A 26583-nucleotide genomic window follows, 5' to 3' on the forward strand; every position below is an offset into this window, starting at 1 on the left:
TATCTTATGTGTGGGGCTGAGGTTAAATGCAGACTCAGCAAAAGGCAGAAAGCGATCTATTACGCATCTATGGGCGTATGATAACCATAGGGTTAGTGTTGGTTATCATGGCGGTGATTGGAGCTAAGTACTTTTTTACCCTACCGCAAATCGCGGCCCGTGGATTAGAAGTCGATCATGCGCGTTTTTTAAATGTGCTGGTGATGGTGCGTTCCCAATGGCTTTCTTTAGGTAAGCCGCCGCAGATGCAGTTGAATTGGGAGGCGTTTGACAATTCCGCCAAGGAAACTGAGCCAAGTGTCGTTGATGTGAATGGTTTAGGTTGGCCGCAACCTAAACAGTTAAGCGGCCAAGGTTGCCAAGATTTATGGCAGCAACTTATGGGTGCCGAAGTGGATAACGCAGGGCTGGTTGCGGATTACTTAGTTAAGGATAACAGCTGTCACTATCGGTCGCACAATGGCGATAGTTTAGGCTATCAACTGAACTCTGGCAGGGTCATTTTTTTGACTGCACCGTAAAATATTGTTAACTCAATGGCTTTTTAAAATTGATTTAGCTGTTAGAATAAAATTTCTTTAGTATGGGGCATATATATGAAAACTAAGCAAACAGGTTTCTCATTAATAGAGCTTGTGATTGTGATTGTGATTTTAGGGCTACTCGCTGCAACCGCGATCCCACGATTTTTAAATGTTACCGATGATGCTGAAGACGCCAGTGTTGACGGTGTCGCGGGTGGTTTATCGACTGCGGTTAGCTTTGTACGTTCGCAGTGGGAAGTTGATGGGCGCCAAAATAGCAGCGTGATCCTCGACGGTACGTCAGTTTCTCTCGATCCACGTTTTGGTTATCCTACTGGGACTTCCGTGACGGATGTGACTGCAATGACGGATGCGAGTTGCCAACAAGTATTTAATACCGTGCTGCAGAGTGCTCCTCGTAATGTGCTCTACACTCAAGATGCGCGTAATCAACGTTATACCGTGCGCGTGATTGATGGCGCAGGTGGTAGCGCTAATTCGATTACAGGCACTGTCGTTGCTGGTTTAGATTTATGTGTTTATCACCAAGTGGCTTCACTGGTGCTAAATCAAACAACTGGTGTACCGACTCCTACACCGGATTTATCAACAGCTGGTGCGAAAGGGATAGTGTATAACCCTGGTACTGGTAGAGTGCTAAGCTTTACCCAAACGCCATTTGTGCCATAGGCTGTAATTAACAGTTTTATTTTGTTCATGTTTTAAGTAACTTAGTTCAGAAGTGACTTAACTTAATCAGTACTCACATGAGTACTCACTTATAAAGAAAGGTAGTTTGATATGAAAAGACAACAAGGTTTTACCTTAATTGAATTAGTCGTAGTGATCATTATCTTAGGTATTCTTGCTGTCACAGCGGCACCTAAGTTTATTAACCTGCAATCTGATGCTCGTGTGTCGACATTAGAGGGTTTTAAAGCATCGGTTCAAGGTGCAAATACTTTAGTTTATTCTAAGGCGGCAATCGCTGGTGTTGATAAAAATACTACAGCAACCGACGTAACGATAAATGCTGCAGGTGATACAGTATCGACTATTTTTGGTTATATGGATGATACGGAAACTAACTTCCCTACGGCGTTAGAAGTAAGCATGGAGACATTGGGTGCTGCTCCTGCTACTGGAAATGTCACTACTACTGATGGTGAAGATTGGGCTATGTTTTCAGATAACGGTACAGTTTCATTTTGGCAAAATGGCGCGCCAGATTCATGTGTGTTGATTTATACACCTGCGACAGCGACAAGCACTCCAACTTATAGTGCAATTCCAGACGCATCGAAATGCTAGTTGATTAATACTCTTAAAGGCCTGCCTAGCAGGCCTTTTTTTTAGGTAAAATGCGGTTCTTGCATTATTTTAAAGAAATGAGTCCGCCAAGAATTTACCGACATTTATTTGCGTTAATCATATTGTTGGCAGAAACTGAACCTAGCACTTGAAATCAGCAATTAACCCGAGCGATGCTTACTTTTCTATGTCAAAACAGGCCGGATTTACCTTAGTCGAATTAGTGACGACCATCATCTTGATTTCAATTCTTGCTGTAGTTGTACTGCCTCGCCTGTTTACCCAGTCTTCCTACAGTGCTTATAGCCTACGTAACGAGTTCATTAGCGAGCTGCGTCAAGTACAGCAAAAAGCGCTCAATAATACTGACAGGTGTTTTCGTGTAACTGTTTCTGGCACTGGTTATCAAGTGAGTCAATTCTCTGCCCGAAATGGGGCTGCTTGTTCTGGTACTGAATTATCGCCAAACCCGCTTTATAGCCAAGCTTTTCAAGGTGGTGCTCAATTAGTGCTAGTAAGCCCTAACAGTACTAACAGTAGCAACTTCAGCCTAGATTTCGATATCGATGGTAGCACTTCGTTGGCTTGTAATGGGCAATGCATTAATGTGATTGCTAATGACACTGTGATGATTAACGTCTCCAGCGAGGGTTATATTTATGCGAATTAATCCTCTACTGTTTTCTATAAAAAAATCAATAAAAGCATCCCAAAAAGCCAAACCACAGCAGGGTTTTACCCTTATCGAATTAGTCATTGGTATGTTAGTGATTGGCATTGCGATAGTGATGCTAACCAGCATGTTATTTCCCCAAGCAGATCGTGCGGCCAGTACCTTACATAGAGTACGCAGTGCTGAGCTTGCCCATTCGGTGATGAATGAAATATGGGGCAAGCGTTATGATCAAAACACTGATGCCAATGGTGGAACGCCGGCCTGTGGTAGTCCGCTAGGAAGCAATTGTTCCATTTCCTTAGGCCCTGAGGTGGGTGAGAGCCGTAACGACTTTAACGATGTGGACGATTACAACGGCTTAAATGAAACAGCGACTATGCTCAACTCAACCCAAACCTATGCCGCTGCTTATCCTAACTATCGTTTAAGTGTCACTGTCGCCTATGGGCCTGCGCCCAATACTAAGCTAGTCACCATTAATGTGACTACGCCGGACAATGAAGTAATTACTTACAATCTGGTGAGGAGCAATTACTAATGAGCTCTTTTTCAGCCAAGCGTATGCAAACATCCAAACGGGGTTTTACCTTAGTCGAGATGGTCACAGTTATCTTGATTCTGGGGATTCTTGTGGTCGGGGTGAGTAGTTTTATTATTTTTGGTACGCGGATTTTTGTGGAGTCGAGCTCGGTCGATCAGGTACTCAGTCAGAGCCGTTTTGCCGTTGAGCGAATGACCCGTGAGCTGCGTAGTGCTTTGCCCAATAGCCTGCGAGTTAATACCGATTCGCTGACCTATCAATGTATTGAATTTGTGCCTATCGAGACCAGCACGACTTATCTCACTATGCCAATCATCCCCGCAGCTGCCGCGAGTACTGGGATAGTTATTCTAGATAATACCTCGAGTGCGATTCGCGTGAATCAATTCGCTTGGATCTATCCCTTGATTGATGCCGATGTGTATAGCAGCGCGAGACAAAAACGGGCACAGGTTAAAACGATTGCTATCTCGGGTAATCAAGTGACACTGACTTTTACTGCGCCAACACGTTTTGCCGAAGCATCACCACGACAAAGGATCTATTTTGGTTTAAGTCCTGTGAGCTATTGCTTTGAAAAGGGTGCAAGCGGTAATGATTTACAAATAGTGCGTTATGCTGGTTATAACTTTAATACCGTTCAACCAAATCCAGCCACTATGGGTACGGGCGTGCTAATGGCGCAAAGTGTGGCGAATCGTCTCGATAATAGTAATGACTTGCCGTTGATCTTAACGCCATCGAGTTTAGTCAATAATGCCATGGTGCACTTGCAGCCAAGATTTAATGTCAATGGTGAGACGTTCCAATATCGACATCAAGTGCAGGTGATCAATGTTCCTTAATTCACAGCGTCGCTCGATAGGGCGTAATTCAGCATCCAGATCATCACTATCAAGATCAAAATCTTACGCTCTGCCTGAGCGCCAGCGTGGTAGTGCGTTAATCATTGGTGTGTTTGTGATTACCGTGATGTTTCTGCTGGCATCGGCACTGATCAATATTGTGGAAGACGGTGATGTTGGGCTCACCCAAGAAGTATGGGGAACCCGTGCCTTTGCAGCGGCGAACAGTGGCGCCGATGCGGCGCTGGCGAAGTTGTTTCCATTGAATGGTAACGTCGGAACGTGTTTAGCATCAGATGTTTGGACGCCGCCCGATGTAACTGGTTTTCATGCCTGTAGTGTGACGTTGACTTGTACAGCATATGCGGTAGACACAGTCACTCAATATCGAATCAGCAGTAAAGCGGTATGCGAAAGCGGTGAGACTCGCGTCAGCCGAAAAGTTGAGGTAGAAGCTCGTGATTAGATTTGCAACACTATTATTTATTCTACTATTTAGCTTCTCAATTCAAGCTTTTGAGAATGTTGACTATGGTAAGTATTTTCCTGCTGTTGTTCAAGGGCATCACGGTACCGCAAGCGGTTGTGCAATTCCTTCTTCAAACTTAACTATCTATCGCGGTTTTATTGATGGAACTGGTGGGCAAAATCTCGCTTATTGCAGCAGCAATAAAGCAGGTAATAGTATGCAGAATAATGTCTGTGATGATGGTGTCGGAGGCGTGCGATATTGCGATATTACGGGTTCCGATATCGCTGGCCTTAATTTGAGCTCTCCCGCAAATCAGTTTCAAACTAGCAATGGTTCTGTTGAGATTGGTTATGGTCAATGTCAACCCAGTACAACCTTTGGGGCTGATAGTACAACGGAATTTGGTTCAATTATCTTAGATAAAAATGGCTGTCAGCTAACGTTTTCTTCTAATCACTCTAATTATAAAATTAAAAACCTAATTCTCGATAAATCGACTGTGCTTAATTTATCTGCAGGAGATTATTGGGTAGAGAATTTTACTGTTACTGGTGGTTCACCCAATATTAATATCGCTGGCGATGTTCGATTTTTTGTTAAAAATACCATTAACATTTCAGGCGCCCTAAAGTTTAATGCATCTGGAGCAGGTGAGTTACTGTTTTTGGGATACAGTAATATCGCTCTAAACACATCTAATATTGATATTAATGCCTATATCTACAGTGATGCGGAAGTTACTATTAATGGCACTAATACCATTTGGGGGCGTATAACTTCCCGTAAATTAACGGTTAATGATGATTCAAAAATTATTGGTGGTTCAAACTTACAATTGAGTTTTGGTAAAGCGACATCTACTTCAGTAGTTTTTGATGAGGCATTTTCTGCAGGAGTGACTCCCCTCGTATTCTTGATGCCTACTATTTCTAGTTCATCCACTAATGCAGATGGACCAGCCTCCGTTTTCTTGTCGAATGTGAGCAATACAGGCTTTACTTGGTACCAGGCGGAGCCTTCGAGCCCAAACAATCGTTACGTTCAATCTTCGCCCATGCCTGAAGTGCATTGGATTGCGGTAACACCTGGTAGCTACACTTTATCTAACGGTAAACGTTTTACTGCAGGAACTGTCACTACCAATAGCGCTTTGAATATGTCTTCGTCTGCTTGGGTGAATCAACCTCTTGCCAGTGGATTAACTGTAAGACTCAACCAGTTGCAAACACGCAATAATAATTGTTGGCTAACCAGTATCTCACAGCCCTATAACGGCGGCATGCAATTAAATTTAGATACTTCTGAAGTGTATTCTAATAATCGGCGTTGTCAGCCCGGAGGTGTTAATTCACTTAATGATGAGACGATTGCTTATCTTGCCATCGAACCTGGTGTTGGCACTATGGCTCTCGGTGGAGAAAATGTTCGCTATCAATTCGCTAACACCATCACCCATCAATCGGGAAGTTCATTAACACAGCAATGTGCTTATACCACGGCGTTAACTGGGTTTGAAAATGCTCCCACCTTTGTGGCGGGAAAGTCATCTCGTAATGGTAGTGATGGTGGTTGGTTAAGGCGTTGTACGCTGACATCGACACAGGTAAGTGTCGTCAATGACGAAGATACCTTTCAAGATACTGATCGGACGCATATTTCGGAAGACTATGGCTTTGTAGCGCTTGAGAAAGTCGCGCCAGTTGAAGAGTGTTTTACTGATGACTTTTCCCGCAGCAGCTTAGGTAACGATTGGGCAACGAAAGTGCTGGGTTCTTCTACTCCGCCGGCTATCAACGGGGGGCGATTAAGAATCACGCCAGCATTGGGTAATCAGGCCACTGCAAGTACTTACCAGCGGTTATTTCCTGCTGAAGGCAATCTAGTCACGATAGAGTTTGATTATTATGCTTGGTCACCTACATCTGGAACGGGAGGTGATGGGGTTGCGGTTATTTTATCGGATGCTTCTGTTACACCGCAACCTGGCAGCTTTGGTGGTTCACTCGGATATGCACAACGTGATGATGGTACGCCGGGCTTTGCGGGAGGTTGGATTGGCGTTGGTTTAGATGAGTATGGTAATTTTTCCAATCCGAATGAGGGGAAGAACGGTGGCCCTGGATTTAGATCACAATCGGTAACATTGCGTGGTTCTGTGTCGGCAAATTATAAATATTTGGCTGGTACCGCCGCGAATTTGAATCCTAGAATTGATGTTCGTAGTACGACAACCGCGGCACCAAATCATAAGTATCGGATTAAAGTTGATTCAACCAGCACGGGTCAAGCTTGGGTATCGTTAGACAGAGATGTGCGTGATGGTAATGGATATCAGGTACTTGTCCCTCGATTTAATGCTAGAGCTATATCAGGTCAAGATTCTGTTCCTGCTGATTTTTATCTGTCTTTTACTGGTTCTACCGGCGGCGCCAATAACAACCACGAAATCGATAATTTTAAAGTTTGTGCAATAAAATCCAAACCTATTGGCTTACAAGTACATCATTTTGAATTTGCTTATTCGTCATCGCCGCTCACATGTAAAGCAGAGCCGATGCAGATCAAAGCGTGTGCTGATGGAAACACTCCTTGTACCACGTTTACTGACCCAGTTAGTGCGCAATTGTCATTGAGTCCTGCTACTAATGGCGGTTGGTACCAAAGTGGTAGCAGTGTCAGTAATGTCAGTTTCATCAACGGAATCGCCTCTGTTGATTTACGCCATAATGTTACCACCCCAGTAACAATCGGAGTATCGAGTTCAAATCCTGCCACCGTCCCCGGTAGTAATACCTTGTGCCGCAGTGGCGCTGGCGCGTTATCAACCGCGGCTTGTACTCTGTCATTTGCCGATAGCGGCTTTTTAATTGATATGCCGGATAAACTGGCCAATAAAGCGCAAAATGCGACTATATCTGCGGTCAGAAAGTCAAATGACAACTTAGAGTGTGTGCCGACGTTCGCTGGTCAAACTAAAAGGGTCGACTTATGGAGTCAATATATTTCGCCTGTCGCTACATCTATGTTTACCCCTACAGCCGTTAGCGTTAACTCAACTTCTATCAGTGGTTCGAGTGCGTCACCTTCTTCCCAGAATTTAACCTTTGATGCCAGCGGTAAAGCAACGATAGCGGTTAATTATAGCGATGCTGGTAAAGTTGAGCTAAACGCCAAATATACCGGTGTTGCTGGCACTCCCGATGAAGGGCTGGTGATGATAGGCAGCGATCATTTCGTCAGTTTTCCTGTTGGCCTGTGTATCACGCCCAAAGACAGCGGTGCTTTGTGCCCAGCGGGAGACGTTAGTTGCGCTGTATATAAAAAAGCCAGTGAGAGTTTTAATTTGCAGATTGCTGCAAAAGCCTGGGTTATTGATAACGACAGTAATTATTGCGATAACCCAAGCACGCCCAATTACGTTCAATCCGGTATTGCGTTGTCGAGGCAACTGGTGGCGCCAAGTCCCGGTGCTCAGGGCGAAGTAGGTATTACCAGTTACGATCAAGTGGCCGCGACAAATAATCTCAATACAGTCGTTCAAAGTATCAGTGAGGTGGGGGTATTTACCTTTAGTGCTGCGCCGCCCGCGAGTTACTTGGGATCAAGTTTTTACTCAATACCACTGGCAAAGAGTACCAACATAGGCCGATTTGTTCCTGACCGCTTTGGGGTGAACGCATCGAGCGTAATGCCTGCATGTAGCAATAGCTTTAGTTATATGGATCAAAATTTTGCTGTGGCATTTAATCTTAAAGCGCTAAATATCGCTGGCGTTGTGACAGAAAACTATCGTGGCAGTTTTGCTAAGGCATCGGGATTGCTGGTGGGGGAAAATAATGATGATGGTAATGATATGCAGGCACGATTAAATGACGTGGTTGTACCTTTGCAATCGAGTTCTTGGGCGATAGGTGAGGCTAACATAGATTATCAACCTCATTTCTCGCGCCTCCCTGCTTTAGTAGGTGGTGAAGTTGATGGTCCCTATGAACAAATGCTGTTGGGGATTAAAGTATTTGATAATGACGGTAATGTGAGTTCAGTAGCAACACCCAATATGAATGCTGCCACCCTTGGCGACTGCAGTGTCGGTAGCAATTGTGATGCAGTTGTATTATCCGCTAACCAACAGAAATATCGTCATGGCCGTGTGGTGATGGATAACACCTATGGTCCTGAAACTGAAATACTGGGTATGCCGACTCGGGCCGAATATTGGAATGGTAGCAGTTGGGTATTGAATACCAATGATAGCTGCACCACCGCAGTATATGGTTTGGCTTCGCAGGTTGATAATTCCGGCCTTGGCTACAATTTTGAGCCCGACTTAGTGGCGGGACAAAGTGTTGTGCGTTCTGGCGGGACTGCAACATTCCAAGCTGGCCAATTTGAGTTGCTCTGGCAAGCGGTCACCTCAAGTGGCGCGCCATACCGCGGTCAAGTGACTGCGCCCTTGGATGTGCCGCCATGGCTAGAATGGTACTGGAATTGGAATGGTGTATCACCAACAGATCTTACTGATCCGCGGGCAAGTGCGTATTTTGGTCGCTACCGAGGGCATGACAAAATTATCTATTGGCGTGAGGTAAACTAATCTGAGTTATCTCAGCTATTGAATTGAGCTGAGCCTTTCGTATGAAATGCGCATCAGTTTCATTTATTGAAGGTCGATTGAAACCCTAGCGACAGATTTTAAATGCAATTTCTGAGTTTGACATTTGTTGTTAGTTTGTATGTTTCTTCGTTTTTAGTTGTCGATATTTTCGTCAATAAACAGTATTTTCCGCTTAAATACTGTTTTTTAGAGGACGATTTGAAAAAAAATCACTTCATTAGCGATTGTTAACCTCCTCGGTCTTGTGGAATCAGGGTGGCATTGATAAAGTTAGCTGATTTTTCTTTTCTTCTGACTCCACAGAATACAGGCTAGTTACATGTTTAAGAAGCTACGCGGCATTTTTTCTAATGATCTATCGATCGATTTGGGTACAGCTAACACATTAATTTATGTTCGTGGCGAAGGCATAGTGCTCAATGAGCCTTCTGTTGTTGCTATACGTGGTGAGCGTGGTGGCTCCGGTCAGAAATCTGTTGCCGCGGTCGGCACAGAAGCTAAACAAATGCTCGGCAGAACGCCTGGCAATATCCAAGCTATCCGCCCAATGAAGGACGGTGTAATTGCTGACTTTTATGTGACAGAGAAAATGCTGCAGCACTTTATCAAACAAGTGCACAACAATAGCTTTTTTCGTCCAAGTCCACGGGTTCTAGTGTGTGTGCCAGTTGGCGCCACTCAAGTTGAACGCCGTGCGATCCGTGAATCAGCCATGGGCGCTGGTGCTCGCGAAGTGTATTTGATTGAAGAACCTATGGCTGCTGCGATTGGTGCGGGTTTACCTGTATCTGAAGCGACGGGTTCTATGGTAGTGGACATCGGTGGTGGTACCACTGAAGTCGCGATTATTTCGCTGAATGGCGTAGTGTATTCGTCTTCCGTCCGTATCGGTGGTGACAAGTTTGATGATGCGATCATCAACTATGTTCGCCGTAACTACGGTAGCTTAATTGGTGAAGCCACGGCTGAGCGTATCAAGCACACTATCGGTACTGCTTATCCTGGCGATGAAGTGCTAGAGATCGAAGTCCGCGGCCGTAACTTGGCTGAAGGTGTACCTCGTAGCTTTACACTGAACAGCAACGAAATTTTAGAAGCCTTACAAGAGCCATTATCTGGCATCGTAAGTGCTGTGATGGTGGCGTTAGAACAATCTCCACCAGAATTAGCTTCAGATATTTCTGAGCGCGGTATGGTGTTAACGGGCGGTGGTGCGTTATTGCGTGATTTAGACCGTTTATTAATGCAAGAAACCGGCATTCCAGTAATGGTGGCGGACGATCCATTGACCTGCGTAGCGCGCGGCGGTGGTAAAGCCCTCGAAATGATTGATATGCACGGCGGCGATCTGTTCTCCGAAGAAACCTAATTTAACTTCGGTATAGGGCGGTTAATCACCGCCTTAGCTTTCATATGAAGCCAATTTTTGTTCGTGGTATTTCAAACCAATTCCGTCTGACACTGGCAATTATTTTGTCGGTGGCCTTGCTTGTTGCTAATCATCGCCTCGATCCTGTGCGGCAAAACCTATCCTCTGTCTTTAGTCCATTACAGTATTTAGCCAGCGTGCCCGGTGCGGCGCTTGACTGGTCATCTGAAAGTTTTGCCACCCGCAATATGCTGGCGTTGCAAAATAAAGAGCTGCTGCGGCAACAACTGCTGATGAGTGAACGCTTACAGCGTTTCGAACACTTACGCCAAGAAAATGAGCGTTTGCGTGCACTGTTAGGCTCACCTGCCTATCTGGATTCGCGCAAGATGGTGGCCGAAGTGCTAGAGGTCGCCAGCGATCCTTTCCATCATTACGTGGTGCTGAATCACGGTTCCCGTAGCGGTGTATTTGTCGGTCAGCCAGTGGTGGATGCACAAGGTGTTGTCGGCCAAGTGGTGCAGGTCAGTGAAATGACCAGCCGGGTATTATTGCTCTCCGACGTATCACACGGTTTGCCTGTGCGTATTACCCGTAATGATGTGCGCCTTGTCGCCAATGGTACGGGTGAGCTTGATGAGATAGAACTGCGCCATGTGGCCAAGAGTACTGACATTCGTGTCGGCGATTTACTGGTGACTTCAGGCTTAGGCAATCGTTTTCCCGAAGGTTATCCCGTCGCACGGGTTTTGGAAGTCTTAACTGAAGATGGCCAAAGTTACGCTCGAGTCACGGCCCAACCGTTAGCGGCTTTAGATCGTATTCGCTATGTGTTGTTGATTTGGCCGTCTCCCGATTCGGGTGTGACCTTGCCTAATCAGCCTACAGTCCCCGCTGCGGATCATTCGCTTATCGAAAATTCATCAAAAATAGGCAGTGCGAGTCCAGCGGAAAGCACATCTGCAGACGCGACTAAGCCTGTGACTGCACCCGCAGCCACTGTGGCCAAACCGGCAACGGAAACCACTCCTCCAGCGACTGAGGTGCACCAATGAGTTTTCAAGCCGCCAATGGGCGCTTCATTGTTTGGGTGACATTATTTATCGGCGTGATCAGCCAGATCATGCCTTTGCCGAGTGTGGTCGATGCTTGGCGTCCCGACTGGTTGTTAATGATTGTGCTCTACTGGTCTATCGCATTACCCCATAGATACAACATTTTAACTGCTTGGGTCTTAGGCCTAGTGCTAGATATTTTATTGGGTGCCACCTTAGGTGTGCGCTCTTTAGCGATGTCTTTGGTGATTTATGTCGCCATCTTGCATTGCCAGCGATTGCGAAATTTCCCTAAGTGGCAACAGTCGTTGGTGATCATGCTGCTCATTTGTATGTATCACTTAGTGATTTACTGGGTCGAGTTTGTCATGCAAGAGGCGGTGTTCGATACGGATCTATTCTTACCTGCGATTTCAGGATTAGTGATCTGGCCTTGGATATTTTGGATTCTACGTCGGGTTCGACGTCATTATAAGGTTCGCTAACTGTGGATTTAGTTTTAGCTTCAACTTCGCCACGTCGCAAAGAATTATTGGCACACATCGGACTCGGTCGTCCTGAGTTTTGTTTCACGCAAGTGGCGCCGGATATCGATGAAACCGTGCAGCAAGGTGAAGCGCCAAGGGATTATGTACGCCGTTTAGCCGCCGAAAAAGCCCATGCTGGACTGGCATTATGCGCAGATATGTCACAGCCTGCTGTATTAGGTTCTGATACTATCGTTGTGCTTGAAAACCAAATATTAGGCAAACCACTGGATGTGGCCGATGCTAAGCGAACGCTCAGTGAATTATCTGGCAGAACACATACAGTAATGACCGCTGTGGCGCTGACTTACCAAGCGGATGCAGATTTAAGCTTCAAAACCTCAGTGCGCTTAGTCGAAACACAAGTGCGTTTTTGCGCTTTATCGGCCGCCGATATTGACGCTTATGTCGCTTCACAAGAGCCAATGGATAAAGCCGGCAGTTACGGTATCCAAGGGCTTGGCGGTTGCTTTGTGGCTGCGATTGAAGGCAGTTATTCTGGCGTAGTGGGTTTACCTTTGGTTGAAACACGTGAGTTGTTAGCCGAGGTTGGGCTGATTTAACGGCTTGTTACTTGTATTGCGGCTTAGGCATAAGGTTAGAATGAACCTTGCGGGAGTTTTAGGCTCTTAATCGAGAATCCCCATGAAGTTACCCTTAGCCTTGCTCCTTTATTCGGTTTTCATGCTTAGATAGTTGGTAACTTCTAGTTTGTAAATTCTAGTTTGTAACTTCGATTAATTAATCTAGTTTCCCGAATGGGGTGAGTCGTGAATACCAGTCGCTTAAATCCAAATAAAATACAGCGCAAGATGGGTTCAGAATTACTGATCAACGTAACCCCCTCTGAGGCGCGCGTTGCTTTAGTTGAGCATGGCGTGCTGCAAGAAGTACACATTGAACGCCGCATGAAACGGGGTTTAGTTGGCAATATTTACAAAGGTAAAATCAGCCGTGTGTTGCCCGGTATGCAAGCCGCCTTTGTCGATATTGGCTTAGATAAAGCCGCTTTTCTACATGCTTCCGACATAGTGCCGCACACTGAATGCGTTGCCGATGTTGAGAAAGGTCATTTTGTTGTCCGTGATATCGCCGAATTAGTCCGTCAAGGACAAGATATTATGGTGCAAGTGGTTAAAGATCCGCTGGGCACTAAGGGCGCACGTCTGACAACCGATATCACGCTGCCTTCCCGCTATTTAGTCTTTATGCCTGGCTCTAGCCACGTTGGCGTTTCCCAGCGTATCGAGCTTGAAGAAGAACGCAGTCGCCTTAAGCAAATCACTCTGCCCTATGTCGATGATGACGGTGGTTTTATTATCCGCACCGCCGCCGAAGGCGTGGGTGAAGACGAATTATCCCAAGATGCGGCGTTTTTAAGGCGTGTCTGGTCAAAGGTCAGTGAGCGACGTAAGCGCAGCGGCGTGTCTTTGTTATATCAAGATTTAGCCTTACCTGTGCGGATTGTGCGTGACTTTGTCGGCACTGAGCTTGATCGTATTCAGGTCGATTCTCGCCGTACCTTTGCCGAGTTGCAGTCCTTTGCACAAGAGTTTATGCCTGAAATTGCTGAGAAGATTGAGCATTATTCAGGGCCTGCGCCAATTTTCGATCTCTACGATGTGGAGAACGAAATTCAACGCGCGCTTGGTCGTAAGGTTGAGCTCAAGTCTGGCGGCTATTTGATTATCGATCAGACCGAAGCCATGACGACTGTGGATATCAATACCGGCGCCTTTGTTGGGCACAGAAATCTTGAAGAAACCATTTTTAATACCAATCTCGAAGCGACCCAAGCCATAGCGAGGCAGTTACGTCTGCGTAATCTCGGCGGTATCATAATTATCGATTTTATCGACATGATGACGGCGGATCATAAGGCTCGTGTTCTTAGCAGCTTAACCAGCGCTTTGTCTAAAGACAGAGTGAAAACCAATGTAAGTGGATTCTCTGGCTTAGGTTTAGTTGAAATGACCCGTAAGCGAACCCGCGAAAGTCTAGAGCATGTGGTTTGCGGCGAATGCCCCGCCTGCCATGGCACGGGCAGCATGAAGACGGTTGAGACCGTTTCCTATGAAGTGTTTCGCGAAATCATTCGATTAAACCGCGCCTATGATGCCGATGAATTCCTGTTGTACTGTTCGCCAGCCGTGTATCAAAGCCTGCATACCGATGAAAATCATCTGATTGCTGAACTTGAGGTTTACATAGGTAAGCGTATCCGTTTGCAAAATGAGCCTATGTACTCACAGCACAAATACGATGTGGTGATGATGTAGTGGCGGCACCTTTTACTGCAAAAAAACTAAGTCGTTTTTGTTGGCAATTTATCGCGCTAATCTTAGTGCTATTTGCGCTTGCAGTGAGTTTGATCCGTGGCTTATTGCCACAGGTTGATGGGGTGCGCCAGCAACTGGTTGATTACGTAAAAAGCGAATATAAGGTTGATGTGCAAGTGGGGGAATTATCCGCCCACTGGCAAGCGTTTGGTCCGGCAATTAACATAGATAATCTAGTTATCCCGCCGCAGGAGCAGCTGCCTGTTACCCTGATTATCAAGAATGTACAAGTGAAGTTAGATTTTTGGCAATCGCTGCTGACCTTCACGCCGCGTATCGAAGATGTCAATTTTGATGGTGTCCATATCGCGTTAAATATGGACAAGCTGACCGAAAATAATCCCGCCGCAACCAATAAAGCGCCGCAAGTTGATTGGCTCTATGCATTATTGCTCAAGCAACTCGACAGATTTTCGTTAACTCATGCCACAGTGCAGCTGCTCAGCTTGCGCCAAGAGTTTCGCCCGATCCATATTCGCCAGCTAAATTGGCGCAATAACGGCGAGCGTCACCGCGGTGCAGGGGAACTGTATCTTGATGATAATGCCTCTGAGCATGAATCTCTGGGATTGCAGTTAGATCTCAATGGCGATGGCGCGAATCCCGACAGCTTAACGGGGCAGATTTATCTGGCGGCTAACTCATTAGACTTAGGTGAGTGGGCATCGCGTCAGCCTAATCCCTATGATGCGAGCAAAAAATTACCCTTAGAAGGGGTCGTTAATCTTAAGGCTTGGCTTACGTTTGCCGATCGCAGCATCAGTTCTGCCATGGTGCATTTTGAGCCGAGCTGGTTGCAATGGACCTTAAAGGAAGTGCCACAACGATTTGAAATCCAAGCGGGTGATATCGTTTGGCAGCCAAAGGACTCTGGCTGGGAAGTACAGAGCTCAGGGCTCGACTTTGTCACTAACGGTGAGCATTGGCCGCAGTTAACGCTGGCGGCTAAGCGTCAACATGACGAATTCTTTGCCTATGTGAATCAAGTTAACACTCAAAATCTGTTACCCCTGTTACCGCTATTCCCCGGAGTCGATAAAGCCATATTACATCAATGGCATGCTTTATCGCCTGAAGCCAGTATTGGGCCCATTCGACTGTATCAAAAGGCCGATCAGCCTTTGCTCGCTACTTCTGAGGTGAAACAGTTACATTGGCAGAAGGTCGACGGTATCCCCAATACTCATCCTTTGGATCTGAACTTACATTGGCAAGACAAGACGCTGTATTTCTCTTTGCCTGCACAAGTTTATACCGTGGATTTTGGGGATGAATTTTCGGCGCCACTCGTCTTTAACGGTGCGGCAATTGATGGTCAGTTCAATACTGCAGAGTTGAGTTTAAATGTGCCTCAGTTGCAGCTTGAGAACGATGATATAGGCTTAGATGCAGCGCTTAAATTGGATTTCAGTGCTGCGGCGCATATGGCGCTGGCTGCTAATGTTCATATCAATAATGTCGCCAATGCCGACAAGTATTTCCCCAATAAGGCGATGGGCGAATCGCTGGCTGAATATTTGGATACAGGACTTAAAGCGGGTCAGACCCAAGATGCACAGGTCGTTTGGCGTGGTCCGTTAAACGGGTTCCCCTTCGATGACAATAGCGGCGTGTTTCAAGCGGCATTTACTTTAACGGATGCCCAATTCCAGTTTCAACCCGATTGGCCTGCTGTCACAGACTTATCCCTTAATGCTTTGTTTGAAAATGCTCGTATGGATCTTTGGCTCAACCAAGGCAAGCTGATGAACGTGGATGCCACGGGTGCCCATGTATTTATTCCCGCGATTGGCGAACACACGCTGCTAAGGATTGAAGCTGAACTTGCCACCCAAGGCAGCGCGGCGACTAAGGTGTTGCAAGCCTCGCCTTTGGCGGGTTCAGTGGGTAAAACCTTAGATGTCGTGCAAGTACAAGGCGCTGTGACTGGTAATTTGGATATCAGTATTCCGCTGTATGACGGAGGCGCAGAAGATATTCGTGGTCAAATTAGTTTTGATAACACACCCGTGTATATTGCTCAGCCCGGACTGCAGCTTAATGGCGTAACGGGTATCGTCGACTTTGCGAATGAGGTGGTGACAGGTAAAGGTATTAAAGCGCGTTTGTTCGAACAGCCGCTCAACTTAACCTTTGATACTCAGCCTAAAGGCAAAGATTTTGGCCTTAATCTTTTACTCAAAAGTCGTTGGGATCTGAATCGTCTCCCCGAAGAATTGCATAATCCTTTGAGTGATTTTTATCAGGGTAAAATCAGTTGGGACGGCGCTATGACTATGCTGTTTACTGAAAAAGGTTATCAAATTCAAGCCAAAGTAACTTCGGATATGATTGGCACTCAACTGTCATTCCCGGGATATTTTGCCAAACCCGAAGATGAGCCGCGGCCTTTAGTCGCTGAGTTTATTGGCGATCAAAATGATGCGACCTTAGATGTAAAGCTAGCGAGTCATGCCGAGTTTATCGGTGGTTTCGATGCCGAAAAAGGCGCTAATTTTAGTTATTTTGATTTGTTATTGGGGCGTTTATTCGATGAGGATGAAGCCCGAAATACTGAAAAAGGTCATATTCAAATTGACCTTGGCAAGGCGAAACTAGCCGACTGGTTACCTGTGATTAATGCCTTTGTTGGCCAAGACAAATTACCTAAAACTGGCATCCTTGTCGACGATATTGCCCATGACAGTTTATTCCCTGCCGTGGCGAGTATCGATTCCCATATTGGCCGCCTCGACCTTTTAGGGCAACAGCTGACCGAGCTTAGGCTCAATGCGAAACCCAATGAAACGGGCTGGCGTTTTAATACCGTTGCCAACGAATTTGACGGCTGGGTCGATTTCTATCCCAACTGGCGAACCCAAGGCCTCAAAGTTGTGGCGAGCAAATTCTATTTTTCACCCGAGGTTAAGTCGGATACCGATGCTGATTTTGCCAGCGATCAAGTGCTCACTAACCTGCCGCCCGTGGCCGTGAATGTGGAAGATTTTCGTTTCTTCGATAAGCCTTTTGGCAAGCTAGTCTTGCAGGCGGGCCCACAAGCGGCAGGCTATAAAATCCAAACCCTGTCGCTAACTACGCCTAATGTGACCTTGCAGGGCAGCGGTATTTGGCAGCAACAGGCAGGGCAGAATGAAACTGATTTGAGTGTCGAATTGAACGCCACTCAGTTTAATTACCTCTCGGCCCAATTGGGCATAGATCCCGGCGTCAATGAAGCGCCATTAAAGGTTAACGCGGATTTGTCTTGGCAAGGTGCGCCTTATGCTTTCTCCCTCGAAACCTTAAATGGCAAGGTGAAGTTCGACTTAGGCAAAGGGCATTTATCTCAGGTGAGTGATAAGGGCGCGCGCATTTTCTCCCTGTTCAGCTTAGATTCTCTAGTACGCAAACTGTCGCTGGATTTCACCGATGTCTTCGGTCAGGGCATGTATTTCAACTCCTTCAATGGCAATCTGCAAATTGATAACGGCGTGGTGAAAACCACTGATACCGAAATGGATGCGATTGCGGGCAATATGAAGGTCCGTGGCTATACGGATCTCACCACTGAAAGTTTGAATTACGATATCCGCTTTGTGCCGCAATTGGCCTCGAGTGTGCCGACTGTGGTATTGCTCAGTACCAGTGCGTGGACACTCGGTCTGGGCGCATTTGCGCTGACAAAAGTGCTTGAGCCTGTGATTGAAGTAATTTCAGAAATTCGTTTTCGGGTGACCGGCACTATGGCTGAACCTGTGGTTGAAGAGCTGGAGCGTAAGAGTAAAGAAATTGAAATTCCTGAGGCCATTTTACCTGTTGTTGGAGTTGAGCGCCCAGCGGCGCCGACCGAAGCCGCGAGTCATAATACCGATATCACTCAGCCGGTAGAGACGAAATCTGAGCCACAGCTTCAAGAAGCACAATCAGAAGCGCTCAAGCTACAAGACCTTAAGCCTGAAGAGGCCAGAACTGAAGAATCAAAGTCAGAAGAGCCCAAGCCAGCCACAGATCAAATTAAAGCGCCCGATTTAAAGTTAGTGCAACCTCAAGCGACGCCTTCGCCTGAAGCGCCGAACACGCCTGCCACACCAGAGAATCAGCCAGCAGTAGAACCGATTAAGCAAATTCAGGGAGATCAGAATGCACATCAGCCTGTTGCAATGTCAGAGCAGTCGCGACGTCAGCGCCAATCTGCTGTTTATCGAATCGCAGCTTAACGAACTCAAACGGGATGCCGATGCGCCCCATTTAGTCGTGTTGCCCGAATGCAGTTTACTGTTTGGTGGCCACGAAAGTCAGCAACTCGCCTATGCGGGTGATGCTCATCAGAGCCCGCTCAAGTCGGCCTTAAGTGCACTGGCAGCCAAATTTCAGGTCTTTATGGTGGCAGGCACTATTCCGGCGCTGGCTGAGGATGGCCGCGTGTATAGCCGCAGTTATCTGTTTGATGATAAAGGTGATACTTTAGGGCACTACGATAAGCTGCATCTTTTTGATGTGGATGTTGCCGATGGTACAAAACAATATCGTGAGAGCGAAACCTTCTGCCCCGGTGATCACATTAGCGTTATCGATACACCTTTTGGCAAAATTGGCCTAGCCATCTGTTATGATTTACGCTTTCCCGACTTATTTAGGGCGATGCGTCTTGCGGGTGCCGAGATCATTACCTTGCCGTCGGCCTTCACTAAAGTTACCGGTGAAGCCCATTGGCAAGTATTGCTACAGGCCAGAGCGATTGAAACCCAATGCGTTATTCTCGCTGCCGCTCAGTGGGGACAGCATAACGAAGGCAGTCGTGAAACCTGGGGGCAGAGCATGATAGTCGGTCCTTGGGGCAATATTTTGGCTGAACGTAAAACGGGTACGGGTTGGGTGCAGGCTGAGGTCGATTTAACCGAACTGCACAGTATTCGCCGTAAAATGCCCGTGATGCAGCATAATCGTTTCCTTGAGCCAAGCTTGAAATAACCGCTCGCACTGGCGAGCGGCAATACCGAATTAGACAGCGATTTACGTACAGAATTAGTACAGCGAATTTACACTCAGAATATCAAGATCCCTTGGGGTCAGAGAGAGCATAGATGCCATTTTTAGCACAAGTAGATCAAAGTTTATTGAAGAATGGGTTAGCGTTAGAGGGGTTGCAAACCTATCTAAACACCATACATCAGCACAAAATCGATTATTCCGATCTCTATTTTCAAGGTAGTCGCCACGAGTCTTGGGTGCTGGAGGACGGCATCATTAAAGACGGTAGTTTCCATATCGAACGCGGTGTGGGCGTGCGGGCGATCAGCGGTGAAAAAACCGGTTTCGCCTATGCCGATGATATTACGCCAGCAGCTCTAAGCGCTGCCTCTCAGGCCGCACGCGGCATTGCCAGTGCCGGTGAGCAAACTCAGGTTCAAGCCTTTAAACGTCAAAAAGCCTTGGCGTTATACGACAGTTTAGATCCGATTGCGGCGATGGAAGAAGTCAAAAAAATCAATCTGCTGAAAGAAGCCGATGCCTTTATTCGCAGTTTAGATAGCCGCATTATTCAAGTCGTTGTTAGCCTTGCGGGCGTGCACGAAGAAATCCTGATCGCTGCCAGCGATGGCACTTTAGCGGCCGATATTCGCCCTTTAGTGCGCTTTAACTGTAGCGTGATCTTAGAAGAAAACGGTAAACGTGAACGTGGCGGTGCCGGTGGCGGTGGTCGTCATGACTACGGCGTGTTGATGGCAAGCGATGACACTGGTTTACCTATGTGCTTCGCCTTTGCCCGCGAAGCTGTGCGTCAAGCGCAGGTCAATCTTAATGCTATCGATGCACCAGCGGGCGAAATGCCAGTGGTGTTAGGCAATGGCTGGCCGGGTGTATTGCTCCACGAAGCGGTTGGACATGGTTTAGAGGGCGACTTTAACCGTAAGGGCAGCAGTGCTTTCAGCGGTAAGATGGGTCAGTTAGTCGCCTCTAAGTTAGTGACTGTGGTCGATGATGGCACCTTGCCTAATCGTCGCGGTTCACTCAGCATCGACGATGAAGGTGTGCCGACCCAAAGAACCGTACTGATTGAAGACGGTATTTTAAAGGGTTACATCCAAGACAAACTCAATGCTCGTTTGATGGGCGTTGCGCCAACGGGTAACGGTCGTCGCGAATCTTACGCGCATTTACCTATGCCACGTATGACTAACACCTATATGACGGCGGGTGAGTCGGATCCAAGTGAGATCATCAAGTCAGTGAAGAAGGGCATTTACGCCCCGAACTTTGGCGGTGGCCAAGTGGATATCACTTCGGGTAAGTTTGTGTTCTCCGCATCCGAAGCCTATTTGATTGAAAATGGTGAAGTCACACAAGCCATTAAGGGCGCCACCTTAATCGGTAACGGCCCTGAGGCCATGAGTCAGATCTCTATGGTCGGTAACGATATGGCTTTAGATCAAGGTGTTGGCGTTTGCGGTAAAGATGGTCAAAGTGTCCCCGTAGGCGTAGGCCAACCCACCTTGAAGTTAGATCGTTTAACTGTGGGTGGTACGGCTTAGTATTCGTTGAGCTTGTAGATGCGCGATGGCGATAAGCGTGGTAATAGGTAAGGCTCGATTCGGCTTCGGGCTCATGCGGAAAGGTATGCTCATGGCTATGTTACAGTGCATGAGCATGTTGAGCGCCAAGGAGCAAAACTGAGATAAATCGCCTTAGTCGCTCGGTCGAAGAGTACTAGGTTCGATCCTCTGTGATCGTCCTTCTAGCCGCTTACCATGATGGATGTTATCATTCGCAAAGGAAATTAGAGTAACTACTCTAGAGGTGTTAATGAAACTATCACGTGTGGCTTGGCTGTGTTTACTGCCCTTGCCTTGTTTATTGCCTTTGGCTGGCCATGCCCAGCCCACGAGCTTCACCGACGCTTGGCAACAAGTGCTGAAGGTGAGCGACAAGTTGCAAGCGCAATCTCAGGAAGTTAATCGCGCTAAAGGTGAAGAAGAGGCGGGCGAGAGCTTAAATCTGCCCTCCTTGAGCATTAATGGCAGTTATACCCACCTCGAAAAACCGATTGAACTGGATCTTCGGGATCTCAATCCCTTAGCCTCCCTTGATCCCGCGACTTTACCTCCAGCCCTTGGCGGAGCTCTGGCGAGTATTCCGGGGTCAATGTTTGTTACGCCTTTTACTGAGCAAGATATCTTCCGCGCGAGCTTACAAGCCATGTGGCCGATTTATACGGGCGGGCAGATCACTGCAGCCCAAGGTATACACGCGGCTATGGTGGCTGAGAAGCAACAAGAGTTACAGCTTGCCACCCGTGATTTATTTACCCTGCTGGTGGACAGATATTACGCTGTCGATGTCACGCTGGCATTGGTGAATACCCAAACCGATCTTGTCGGCTCTTTAACTAAGCATGTTGATCATGCGCTAGCGTTAGAGCGAGAAGGGCAAATCGCTAAGGTTGAGCGCCTCAATGCGCAGGTCGCCTTAGACAATGCCAAAGTCAATTTAGGCAGCGCTCGCCGTCAACACGAAATGGCAGTTATTGCCCTGTCGCGCATGTTGCAGCAAAGCGATGTTGGCACTGAGTCACCTCTATTTGTCTTGCCGCATGCGCCGTCTTTAGGTCAGCTCACTCAAGTGACGCTGAGCCAACATCCTGCGCTTAAATTGCTCGAAGCGAAGGAAGCTCAGGCCAATGGCTTGGTTTCATTAGAACAGGGCAAGTATTACCCCACAGTATTCCTCTTTGGTAATTACACACTTTACGAAGACGACAGCCTGTTTTCTCAGGTAGAGCCCGATTGGATGGTCGGCGTCGGCGTTAAAGTGCCCATTCTCAGCCGCGACGGTCGCAGTGGTAAGGTCGAGGCCGCCAAGAGTGCACTCTTGCAAGCCCGTTACACCAAAGCGCAAACGCGGCAAGACTTGAGTCTGTTACTGGACCAAAGCTATCGCCAATTATTACAGGCCGAAGAAGAAGTGAAGGCGCTCGATACCTCACTTGAACTCGCCACCGAAAACCTGCGCCTGCGGGAAATCGCCTTTAATCAAGGGCTTTCAACTTCTATCGACAGAGTCGATGCCGAGCTGAAACTCAGCGCAGTCAAAACTCAACAACTGGCCGCCCGTTATCGTTATGTGCAAGCCTATGCCAGATTAATGGCCATCAGTGGTCAATTAGATGAATTTATCGGTCGTACCATAGCCCTTACCCAAGTGCAGGAGACAAACAATGCGCGCTAACAGAATACTTGCCCTTGTGGCGTTGGTCGCATTAGGCCTTATCTTGGCCTATGGCCTCAAGCTCGCTTACAGTCCGCAGCCGAGTCTGTTGCAGGGCCAGATTGAAGCCCGCGAATACAATGTCTCATCTAAGGTGCCAGGCCGTGTTGAGCAAGTGCTGGTGCGCCGTGGTGACAGTGTGGCCGAAGGGGATTTGCTGTTCGCCATCAACAGCCCTGAGTTGGATGCTAAGTTGATGCAAGCCGAAGGTGGCCGCGATGCCGCTAAAGCGATGCAGCTTGAAGCCAACAACGGCGCTCGTAGCCAAGAAGTGATGGCGGCCAAAGAGCAATGGCTCAAGGCACAGGCAGCTGCAACGCTGGCTAAAACCACTTATACCCGCGTCGAAAACCTCTTCAACGAAGGCGTGGCCGCAAGACAAAAACGCGATGAAGCCTTTACCCAATGGCAAGCGGCGAAATACACAGAACAAGCGGCATTAGCCATGTACCAAATGGCGCAGGAAGGCGCGCGGGTCGAAACCAAAGCTGCTGCCGCCGGGAACGCCCGTATGGCCGAAGGTGCGGTAAAAGAAGTCAACGCCATTATGCAAGATAGCCAAATGCGTGCGCCTAAATCGGGTGAAATCAGCGACGTGCTATTGCAGGCAGGTGAATTAGCGCCGAGCGGTTTTCCGATTGTGAGCCTGATTGACATGCAGGATTCATGGGCCGTGTTCCAAGTGCGTGAAGATCAACTTAAGCGCTTCAAGCAAGGCCAAAAAGTTCAGCTGAATATTCCGGCGCTCGGGCAAGATGTGGACTTTACTGTGTCCCATATCAGCGTGATGGGGGATTTTGCGACATGGCGCTCGACCGAGAGCGGCCACGATTTTGATATGCGCACCTTCGAAGTGGAATTGCGTCCAAGCCAGCCGATTGCCGATCTGCGTGTCGGCATGTCTGTGCTGCTGCGCAGTGAGTAAAAGCCGTGACTGAACGCACGCCCAACGCTAACACAGTCGACAAGACTAAAGCTGAATCACAGCCATCGAGCAGAAGCTTTATGGCCTTGCTCATCGCGTTAATTCGCCGTGAACTCAGTGCCCTGTGGCGCGATCCTTGGCAGTTGGCGCTGATCAGTTATATTCCGCTGCTCGGGATTTTCTGCCTGTGGTGGCTGTTCAGTGCAGGCTTACCAAGGCAACTGCCGGTGGCGATTGTCGATCAAGACCACAGTCAATTAAGCCGTATGCTGACCCGTCAGCTGAAGGCTAATCCTGTGACTGAGCCACAAAACTTCACCGATTTAGCCGCGGCGGTGTCGGCGATGCAGCAGGCGAAAGTCTACGCTATAGTGGTCTTTCCCTATGATATGAAAAAAGATTTGCTCACTGGCCACAAGCCCACCATAGATGTGCGCTACAACAGTCAATTTTTGCTGGTGGGTAAGTTACTCTCAAGCCAAATTCAGCTGAGTCTGGGTGACGGTTTGTTGCAAGTCGCGGGCTTAAAACAGCTCGCCAACGGTACACCTAAATCCCAAGTGGCAGTCAATTTAAGCCCAATCAAAAGCCAAACAACGGCTTTGTTTAACCGAAATAACAACTATATAGGATTCTTAGTGCCGCCAGTGCTCGTGGCGCTGTGGCAATTATTATCTATGTTGGTCATGGCCAACAGCTTAAATCGAGAGCTGCATTTAGCGCCCACGACTCAGGTCAATGGCATATCGAATACCTTAACCGAGCATTTTTGGCCTAAGGTGCTGGCGAAATTAGTGTTGTTTACGCCGATATTGATGCTGCAGGGCGGCTTTATTTTAGCTTGGCTGTACTTGTATCTCGCGCTGCCGATGGCCGGCAGTTTAGCCCTATTGCTGTTAGCGCAATTAGTGATGTTGCTGGCGGTCTGGAGTGTGGTGTTATTAATCTTTGTGGTAATGCGTGACAGTGCGCGGGTTATCAGTTTTTGCACAGCTTTATTTGCGCCCGCTTTTGCCTTTATGGGGATCACTTTCCCCACCCATGATATGCCGCAATTGGCGCAGTGGTGGCGACAGATAATGCCGTCAAGTCACTATATTGAGTCCCATGTGAGCGTCGTCAGTTACGGCGCCGCTTGGCCGAATGTGGCGAGCCAACTTAGCAGTTATTGGGGCTTTATCTGTTTGCTGCCTTTGATCTATTTGTTATCGCGTAAATTACTGCCCATCACGATCACCGCCAATACTATCGTGACTGCATATGACTCGGACGCAGCCTTACCTGCGAAGGGGCAATAGGATGAACATGTGGCGACTGATGTTAACTGAACTTAAGGCCATTATTAGCGATAAAGCGATCGCAGTGACCTTGTTTGGTGGCGTGCTGTTTTATTCGATTTTGTATCCTTTACCCTATTTAAACCAAGTGCCTACTGAGCAACAGCTGATCGTGGTGGACTTAGATCATTCGTCCTTAAGCCGCCAGTTGATCCGCCACGCCGACGCCAGTGCAAAAATCCAAGTCATAGGCCAAGTCGGTTCGATTACCGAGGCGAAGCGTTTTATTGAGACGCGCAAGGCCCACGGTTTACTGGTGATCCCAGAAGGTTTCCGCCGCGACTTAATGCTGGGTAAGGGAGTGACGTTAAGTTATGGCGGCGATGCCAGTTATTTCCTGATTTACTCCGCGGTTGTTGAAGGCTTAGTGAGCGCGGGTATGGACGCGGGTAAGCAAGTGCAATTGATTGGCATGTTGGCCCAAGGCACAAATCCTAAACAGGCTGAGCAGAGTGTCAACTCGATTCACCTCAATAGCGTGCCCGCCTTTAACCCAAGCCTAGGTTATACGCCCTATGTAGTACCTGGACTATTTTTGCTGATCTTGCATCAAACCTTGCTCATAGGCACAGGCATTTTAGGGGCAGGGCAATGGCGCCAGAAAGGCTATTGGCAGCAGGTCTCGCCCGTACAACTCTTATGTGGGCGAATACTCGCCTTCATGTTGATTTATCTCTTCTTTACCAGCTTTTACATCGGCTATTGTTATCACTGGTATAACGTCAGCATTCAGGCGAGCCTGGGTGTTGTCGCGTTATGGTTGTTGCCTTTTTTATTGGCTACCGCCGCTGCTGGGGTCGCCATGAGCACCTTGTTTACCCGCCGCGATTTACCGACCCAAGTATTGTTGTTGATTTCAATGCCGATTCTATTCGTGTCTGGTTTTGTCTGGCCGATAGCGCTCATTCCTGAACCTCTGGTTTTAGGTTCGCAGTTTATCCCTGCCGTTCCCGCAATTATGGGCATGCTAGAGCTCAATCAAATGGGCGCAAGTTGGGCGAGTGTGATGCCTAAGTGGCTACAACTCTGGGGCTTATTTGCCGTCTTTTTTGGCTTAGCGATCTTGGGTATTAAGCGCAGAGCGAGATTGTTGGCTGAAGCTAATCAGCTTTGATGGGACTCGCGGGACAGAGCATCTCGCGAGTGTTTACAGGTCTTGTACTTTACAGGGGCAGTTTAGGTACTTCTGGAATTAATCTTTAGAAGTAGAGACTTTCAACAATTTTACCATCCACGAGCATATCGCACTTATCGCCTGAGCTCGATTTAGTCGCTTGAATGACGCCGGCAATCGCGCCAAATGCGCCACCTTGGCTGCTGAGCACTGAGCCGAAATAGCATTGGCTAGAAATCTTGAAATCCTTGTATTTGCCGCTCAAATGTTGAGTAGGAGTGTAAGGAGGGAAAGTGCCTTTCATAACAGAGTCGCCATTCACTGAGAGTGAAATGTTTTTTCGTTCTGTATCAAAACTGCCACCAAAAACTAAGTTAATACCATCGATTTCAACAGTTTTTTCTTGAGCGATAATAGGTGGTTTTGCGGCGCAGGCGGCGAGAAAACAGCTGCCAATGGCCAGAGAGATTAAAGTAATTTTACGCATTTCATCTTCCTTTTGATGCGATAAAACAAATGAAGCAGTCGCTTCGCAAATTAAACGGCCCCTGTTTAATTTTTTGCCGAACGATTATATCTATATCTGCTTCATTTCCAATAACAAATTTAATACAAATGAACAATTATCTTGTATTGAGCTTGTCCTTCGGTATGTCATCAGTCTTACTCTTGTATTCCTGTCGCGTGTT

At 47.4% G+C, this 26583-nt stretch carries 21 protein-coding genes; 20 read left to right on the forward strand and 1 reads right to left on the reverse strand.

Annotated elements, in window-relative coordinates; translation table 11 throughout:
• Window positions 1-26 precede the first annotated feature (26 nt).
• The 20 genes from OX890_RS04750 to OX890_RS04845 all read left to right on the forward strand — a co-directional run bounded on the left by OX890_RS04750 (window position 27) and on the right by OX890_RS04845 (window position 25894).
• Window positions 27-521 carry an MSHA biogenesis protein MshF gene (locus OX890_RS04750; protein ID WP_268650160.1) on the forward strand — a complete coding sequence of 165 codons (495 nt, stop codon included), beginning with the start codon at window positions 27-29 and terminating at the stop codon, window positions 519-521.
• 75 nt (window positions 522-596) lie between these two features.
• Window positions 597-1214, forward strand: a complete 618-nt coding sequence (locus OX890_RS04755; RefSeq protein WP_071938714.1) for a prepilin-type N-terminal cleavage/methylation domain-containing protein — start codon at window positions 597-599, stop codon at window positions 1212-1214.
• Between the two features lie 111 nt (window positions 1215-1325).
• A complete protein-coding gene (locus tag OX890_RS04760) occupies window positions 1326-1835 on the forward strand; it encodes a type II secretion system protein (RefSeq protein ID WP_268650161.1) in 510 nt (169 codons plus the stop codon).
• Between the two features lie 187 nt (window positions 1836-2022).
• Complete coding sequence (locus tag OX890_RS04765; protein WP_268650592.1) at window positions 2023-2505, forward strand: type II secretion system protein; 483 nt, start codon at window positions 2023-2025, stop codon at window positions 2503-2505.
• Window positions 2495-3049, forward strand: a complete 555-nt coding sequence (locus OX890_RS04770) for a prepilin-type N-terminal cleavage/methylation domain-containing protein (protein ID WP_268650162.1) — start codon at window positions 2495-2497, stop codon at window positions 3047-3049. Before OX890_RS04765 ends, OX890_RS04770 begins: the two co-directional genes overlap by 11 nt.
• On the forward strand, window positions 3049-3897 hold the full coding sequence (locus tag OX890_RS04775; protein WP_268650163.1) for a PilW family protein: 849 nt from the start codon (window positions 3049-3051) through the stop codon (window positions 3895-3897). Before OX890_RS04770 ends, OX890_RS04775 begins: the two co-directional genes overlap by 1 nt.
• A complete protein-coding gene (locus OX890_RS04780; protein WP_268650164.1) occupies window positions 3887-4363 on the forward strand; it encodes an MSHA biogenesis protein MshP in 477 nt (158 codons plus the stop codon). The genes OX890_RS04775 and OX890_RS04780 overlap by 11 nt, the downstream gene beginning before the upstream one ends.
• A complete protein-coding gene (locus OX890_RS04785; RefSeq protein WP_268650165.1) occupies window positions 4356-8963 on the forward strand; it encodes a DUF6701 domain-containing protein in 4608 nt (1535 codons plus the stop codon). The genes OX890_RS04780 and OX890_RS04785 overlap by 8 nt, the downstream gene beginning before the upstream one ends.
• A gap of 340 nt (window positions 8964-9303) precedes the next feature.
• Window positions 9304-10353: a rod shape-determining protein gene (locus OX890_RS04790; RefSeq protein ID WP_006083256.1), complete on the forward strand. Its 1050-nt coding sequence runs from the start codon at window positions 9304-9306 to the stop codon at window positions 10351-10353.
• 44 nt (window positions 10354-10397) lie between these two features.
• Window positions 10398-11408 (forward strand): rod shape-determining protein MreC, encoded by a 1011-nt coding sequence (mreC, locus tag OX890_RS04795; RefSeq protein WP_268650166.1) that lies wholly within the window; start codon window positions 10398-10400, stop codon window positions 11406-11408.
• On the forward strand, window positions 11405-11893 hold the full coding sequence (mreD, locus tag OX890_RS04800; protein WP_006083254.1) for a rod shape-determining protein MreD: 489 nt from the start codon (window positions 11405-11407) through the stop codon (window positions 11891-11893). The genes mreC and mreD overlap by 4 nt, the downstream gene beginning before the upstream one ends.
• Before the next feature lie 2 nt (window positions 11894-11895).
• Window positions 11896-12498, forward strand: a complete 603-nt coding sequence (locus OX890_RS04805) for a Maf family protein (protein WP_115335620.1) — start codon at window positions 11896-11898, stop codon at window positions 12496-12498.
• Window positions 12499-12747: 249 nt separating this feature from the next.
• On the forward strand, window positions 12748-14214 hold the full coding sequence (gene rng / locus OX890_RS04810; protein WP_006087039.1) for a ribonuclease G: 1467 nt from the start codon (window positions 12748-12750) through the stop codon (window positions 14212-14214).
• The gene (locus tag OX890_RS04815) at window positions 14214-18470 is read left to right on the forward strand and encodes a YhdP family protein (RefSeq protein WP_268650168.1); all 4257 of its coding nucleotides are present in this window, start codon (window positions 14214-14216) and stop codon (window positions 18468-18470) included. Before rng ends, OX890_RS04815 begins: the two co-directional genes overlap by 1 nt.
• A complete protein-coding gene (locus OX890_RS04820; protein WP_268650170.1) occupies window positions 18394-19224 on the forward strand; it encodes a carbon-nitrogen hydrolase family protein in 831 nt (276 codons plus the stop codon). Before OX890_RS04815 ends, OX890_RS04820 begins: the two co-directional genes overlap by 77 nt.
• 113 nt (window positions 19225-19337) lie before the next feature.
• Window positions 19338-20786 (forward strand): metalloprotease TldD, encoded by a 1449-nt coding sequence (gene tldD, locus OX890_RS04825; protein ID WP_268650171.1) that lies wholly within the window; start codon window positions 19338-19340, stop codon window positions 20784-20786.
• A gap of 271 nt (window positions 20787-21057) precedes the next feature.
• Window positions 21058-22479 (forward strand): TolC family protein, encoded by a 1422-nt coding sequence (locus tag OX890_RS04830; protein WP_268650172.1) that lies wholly within the window; start codon window positions 21058-21060, stop codon window positions 22477-22479.
• A complete protein-coding gene (locus tag OX890_RS04835; protein ID WP_268650173.1) occupies window positions 22469-23443 on the forward strand; it encodes an HlyD family secretion protein in 975 nt (324 codons plus the stop codon). Before OX890_RS04830 ends, OX890_RS04835 begins: the two co-directional genes overlap by 11 nt.
• Before the next feature lie 80 nt (window positions 23444-23523).
• Window positions 23524-24741, forward strand: coding sequence for an ABC transporter permease (locus OX890_RS04840; RefSeq protein ID WP_268650593.1), 1218 nt, complete (start codon window positions 23524-23526; stop codon window positions 24739-24741).
• A gap of 1 nt (window position 24742) precedes the next feature.
• The gene (locus OX890_RS04845; RefSeq protein WP_037392698.1) at window positions 24743-25894 is read left to right on the forward strand and encodes an ABC transporter permease; all 1152 of its coding nucleotides are present in this window, start codon (window positions 24743-24745) and stop codon (window positions 25892-25894) included.
• 85 nt (window positions 25895-25979) lie between these two features.
• Here OX890_RS04845 and OX890_RS04850 read toward each other — a convergent pair whose 3' ends face one another.
• On the reverse strand, window positions 25980-26381 hold the full coding sequence (locus OX890_RS04850; protein ID WP_006083244.1) for a hypothetical protein: 402 nt from the start codon (window positions 26379-26381) through the stop codon (window positions 25980-25982).
• Between the last annotated feature and the right edge of the window lie 202 nt (window positions 26382-26583).

This window comes from Shewanella sp. DAU305, from assembly GCF_026802235.1.
Lineage (GTDB): Bacteria > Pseudomonadota > Gammaproteobacteria > Enterobacterales > Shewanellaceae > Shewanella > Shewanella baltica.

Bases quoted from the DNA above. Each gene is read 5' to 3' on its own strand.
- OX890_RS04750 (WP_268650160.1), top strand. From the start codon at position 27: ATGCAGACTCAGCAAAAGGCAGAAAGCGATCTATTACGCATCTATGGG.
- OX890_RS04755 (WP_071938714.1), top strand. From the start codon at position 597: ATGAAAACTAAGCAAACAGGTTTCTCATTAATAGAGCTTGTGATTGTG.
- OX890_RS04760 (WP_268650161.1), top strand. From the start codon at position 1,326: ATGAAAAGACAACAAGGTTTTACCTTAATTGAATTAGTCGTAGTGATC.
- OX890_RS04765 (WP_268650592.1), top strand. From the start codon at position 2,023: ATGTCAAAACAGGCCGGATTTACCTTAGTCGAATTAGTGACGACCATC.
- OX890_RS04770 (WP_268650162.1), top strand. From the start codon at position 2,495: ATGCGAATTAATCCTCTACTGTTTTCTATAAAAAAATCAATAAAAGCA.
- OX890_RS04775 (WP_268650163.1), top strand. From the start codon at position 3,049: ATGAGCTCTTTTTCAGCCAAGCGTATGCAAACATCCAAACGGGGTTTT.
- OX890_RS04780 (WP_268650164.1), top strand. From the start codon at position 3,887: ATGTTCCTTAATTCACAGCGTCGCTCGATAGGGCGTAATTCAGCATCC.
- OX890_RS04790 (WP_006083256.1), top strand. From the start codon at position 9,304: ATGTTTAAGAAGCTACGCGGCATTTTTTCTAATGATCTATCGATCGAT.
- mreC (WP_268650166.1), top strand. From the start codon at position 10,398: ATGAAGCCAATTTTTGTTCGTGGTATTTCAAACCAATTCCGTCTGACA.
- mreD (WP_006083254.1), top strand. From the start codon at position 11,405: ATGAGTTTTCAAGCCGCCAATGGGCGCTTCATTGTTTGGGTGACATTA.
- rng (WP_006087039.1), top strand. From the start codon at position 12,748: ATGGGTTCAGAATTACTGATCAACGTAACCCCCTCTGAGGCGCGCGTT.
- OX890_RS04820 (WP_268650170.1), top strand. From the start codon at position 18,394: ATGCACATCAGCCTGTTGCAATGTCAGAGCAGTCGCGACGTCAGCGCC.
- tldD (WP_268650171.1), top strand. From the start codon at position 19,338: ATGCCATTTTTAGCACAAGTAGATCAAAGTTTATTGAAGAATGGGTTA.
- OX890_RS04830 (WP_268650172.1), top strand. From the start codon at position 21,058: ATGAAACTATCACGTGTGGCTTGGCTGTGTTTACTGCCCTTGCCTTGT.
- OX890_RS04835 (WP_268650173.1), top strand. From the start codon at position 22,469: ATGCGCGCTAACAGAATACTTGCCCTTGTGGCGTTGGTCGCATTAGGC.
- OX890_RS04840 (WP_268650593.1), top strand. From the start codon at position 23,524: ATGGCCTTGCTCATCGCGTTAATTCGCCGTGAACTCAGTGCCCTGTGG.
- OX890_RS04845 (WP_037392698.1), top strand. From the start codon at position 24,743: ATGAACATGTGGCGACTGATGTTAACTGAACTTAAGGCCATTATTAGC.
- OX890_RS04850 (WP_006083244.1), bottom strand. From the start codon at position 26,381: ATGCGTAAAATTACTTTAATCTCTCTGGCCATTGGCAGCTGTTTTCTC.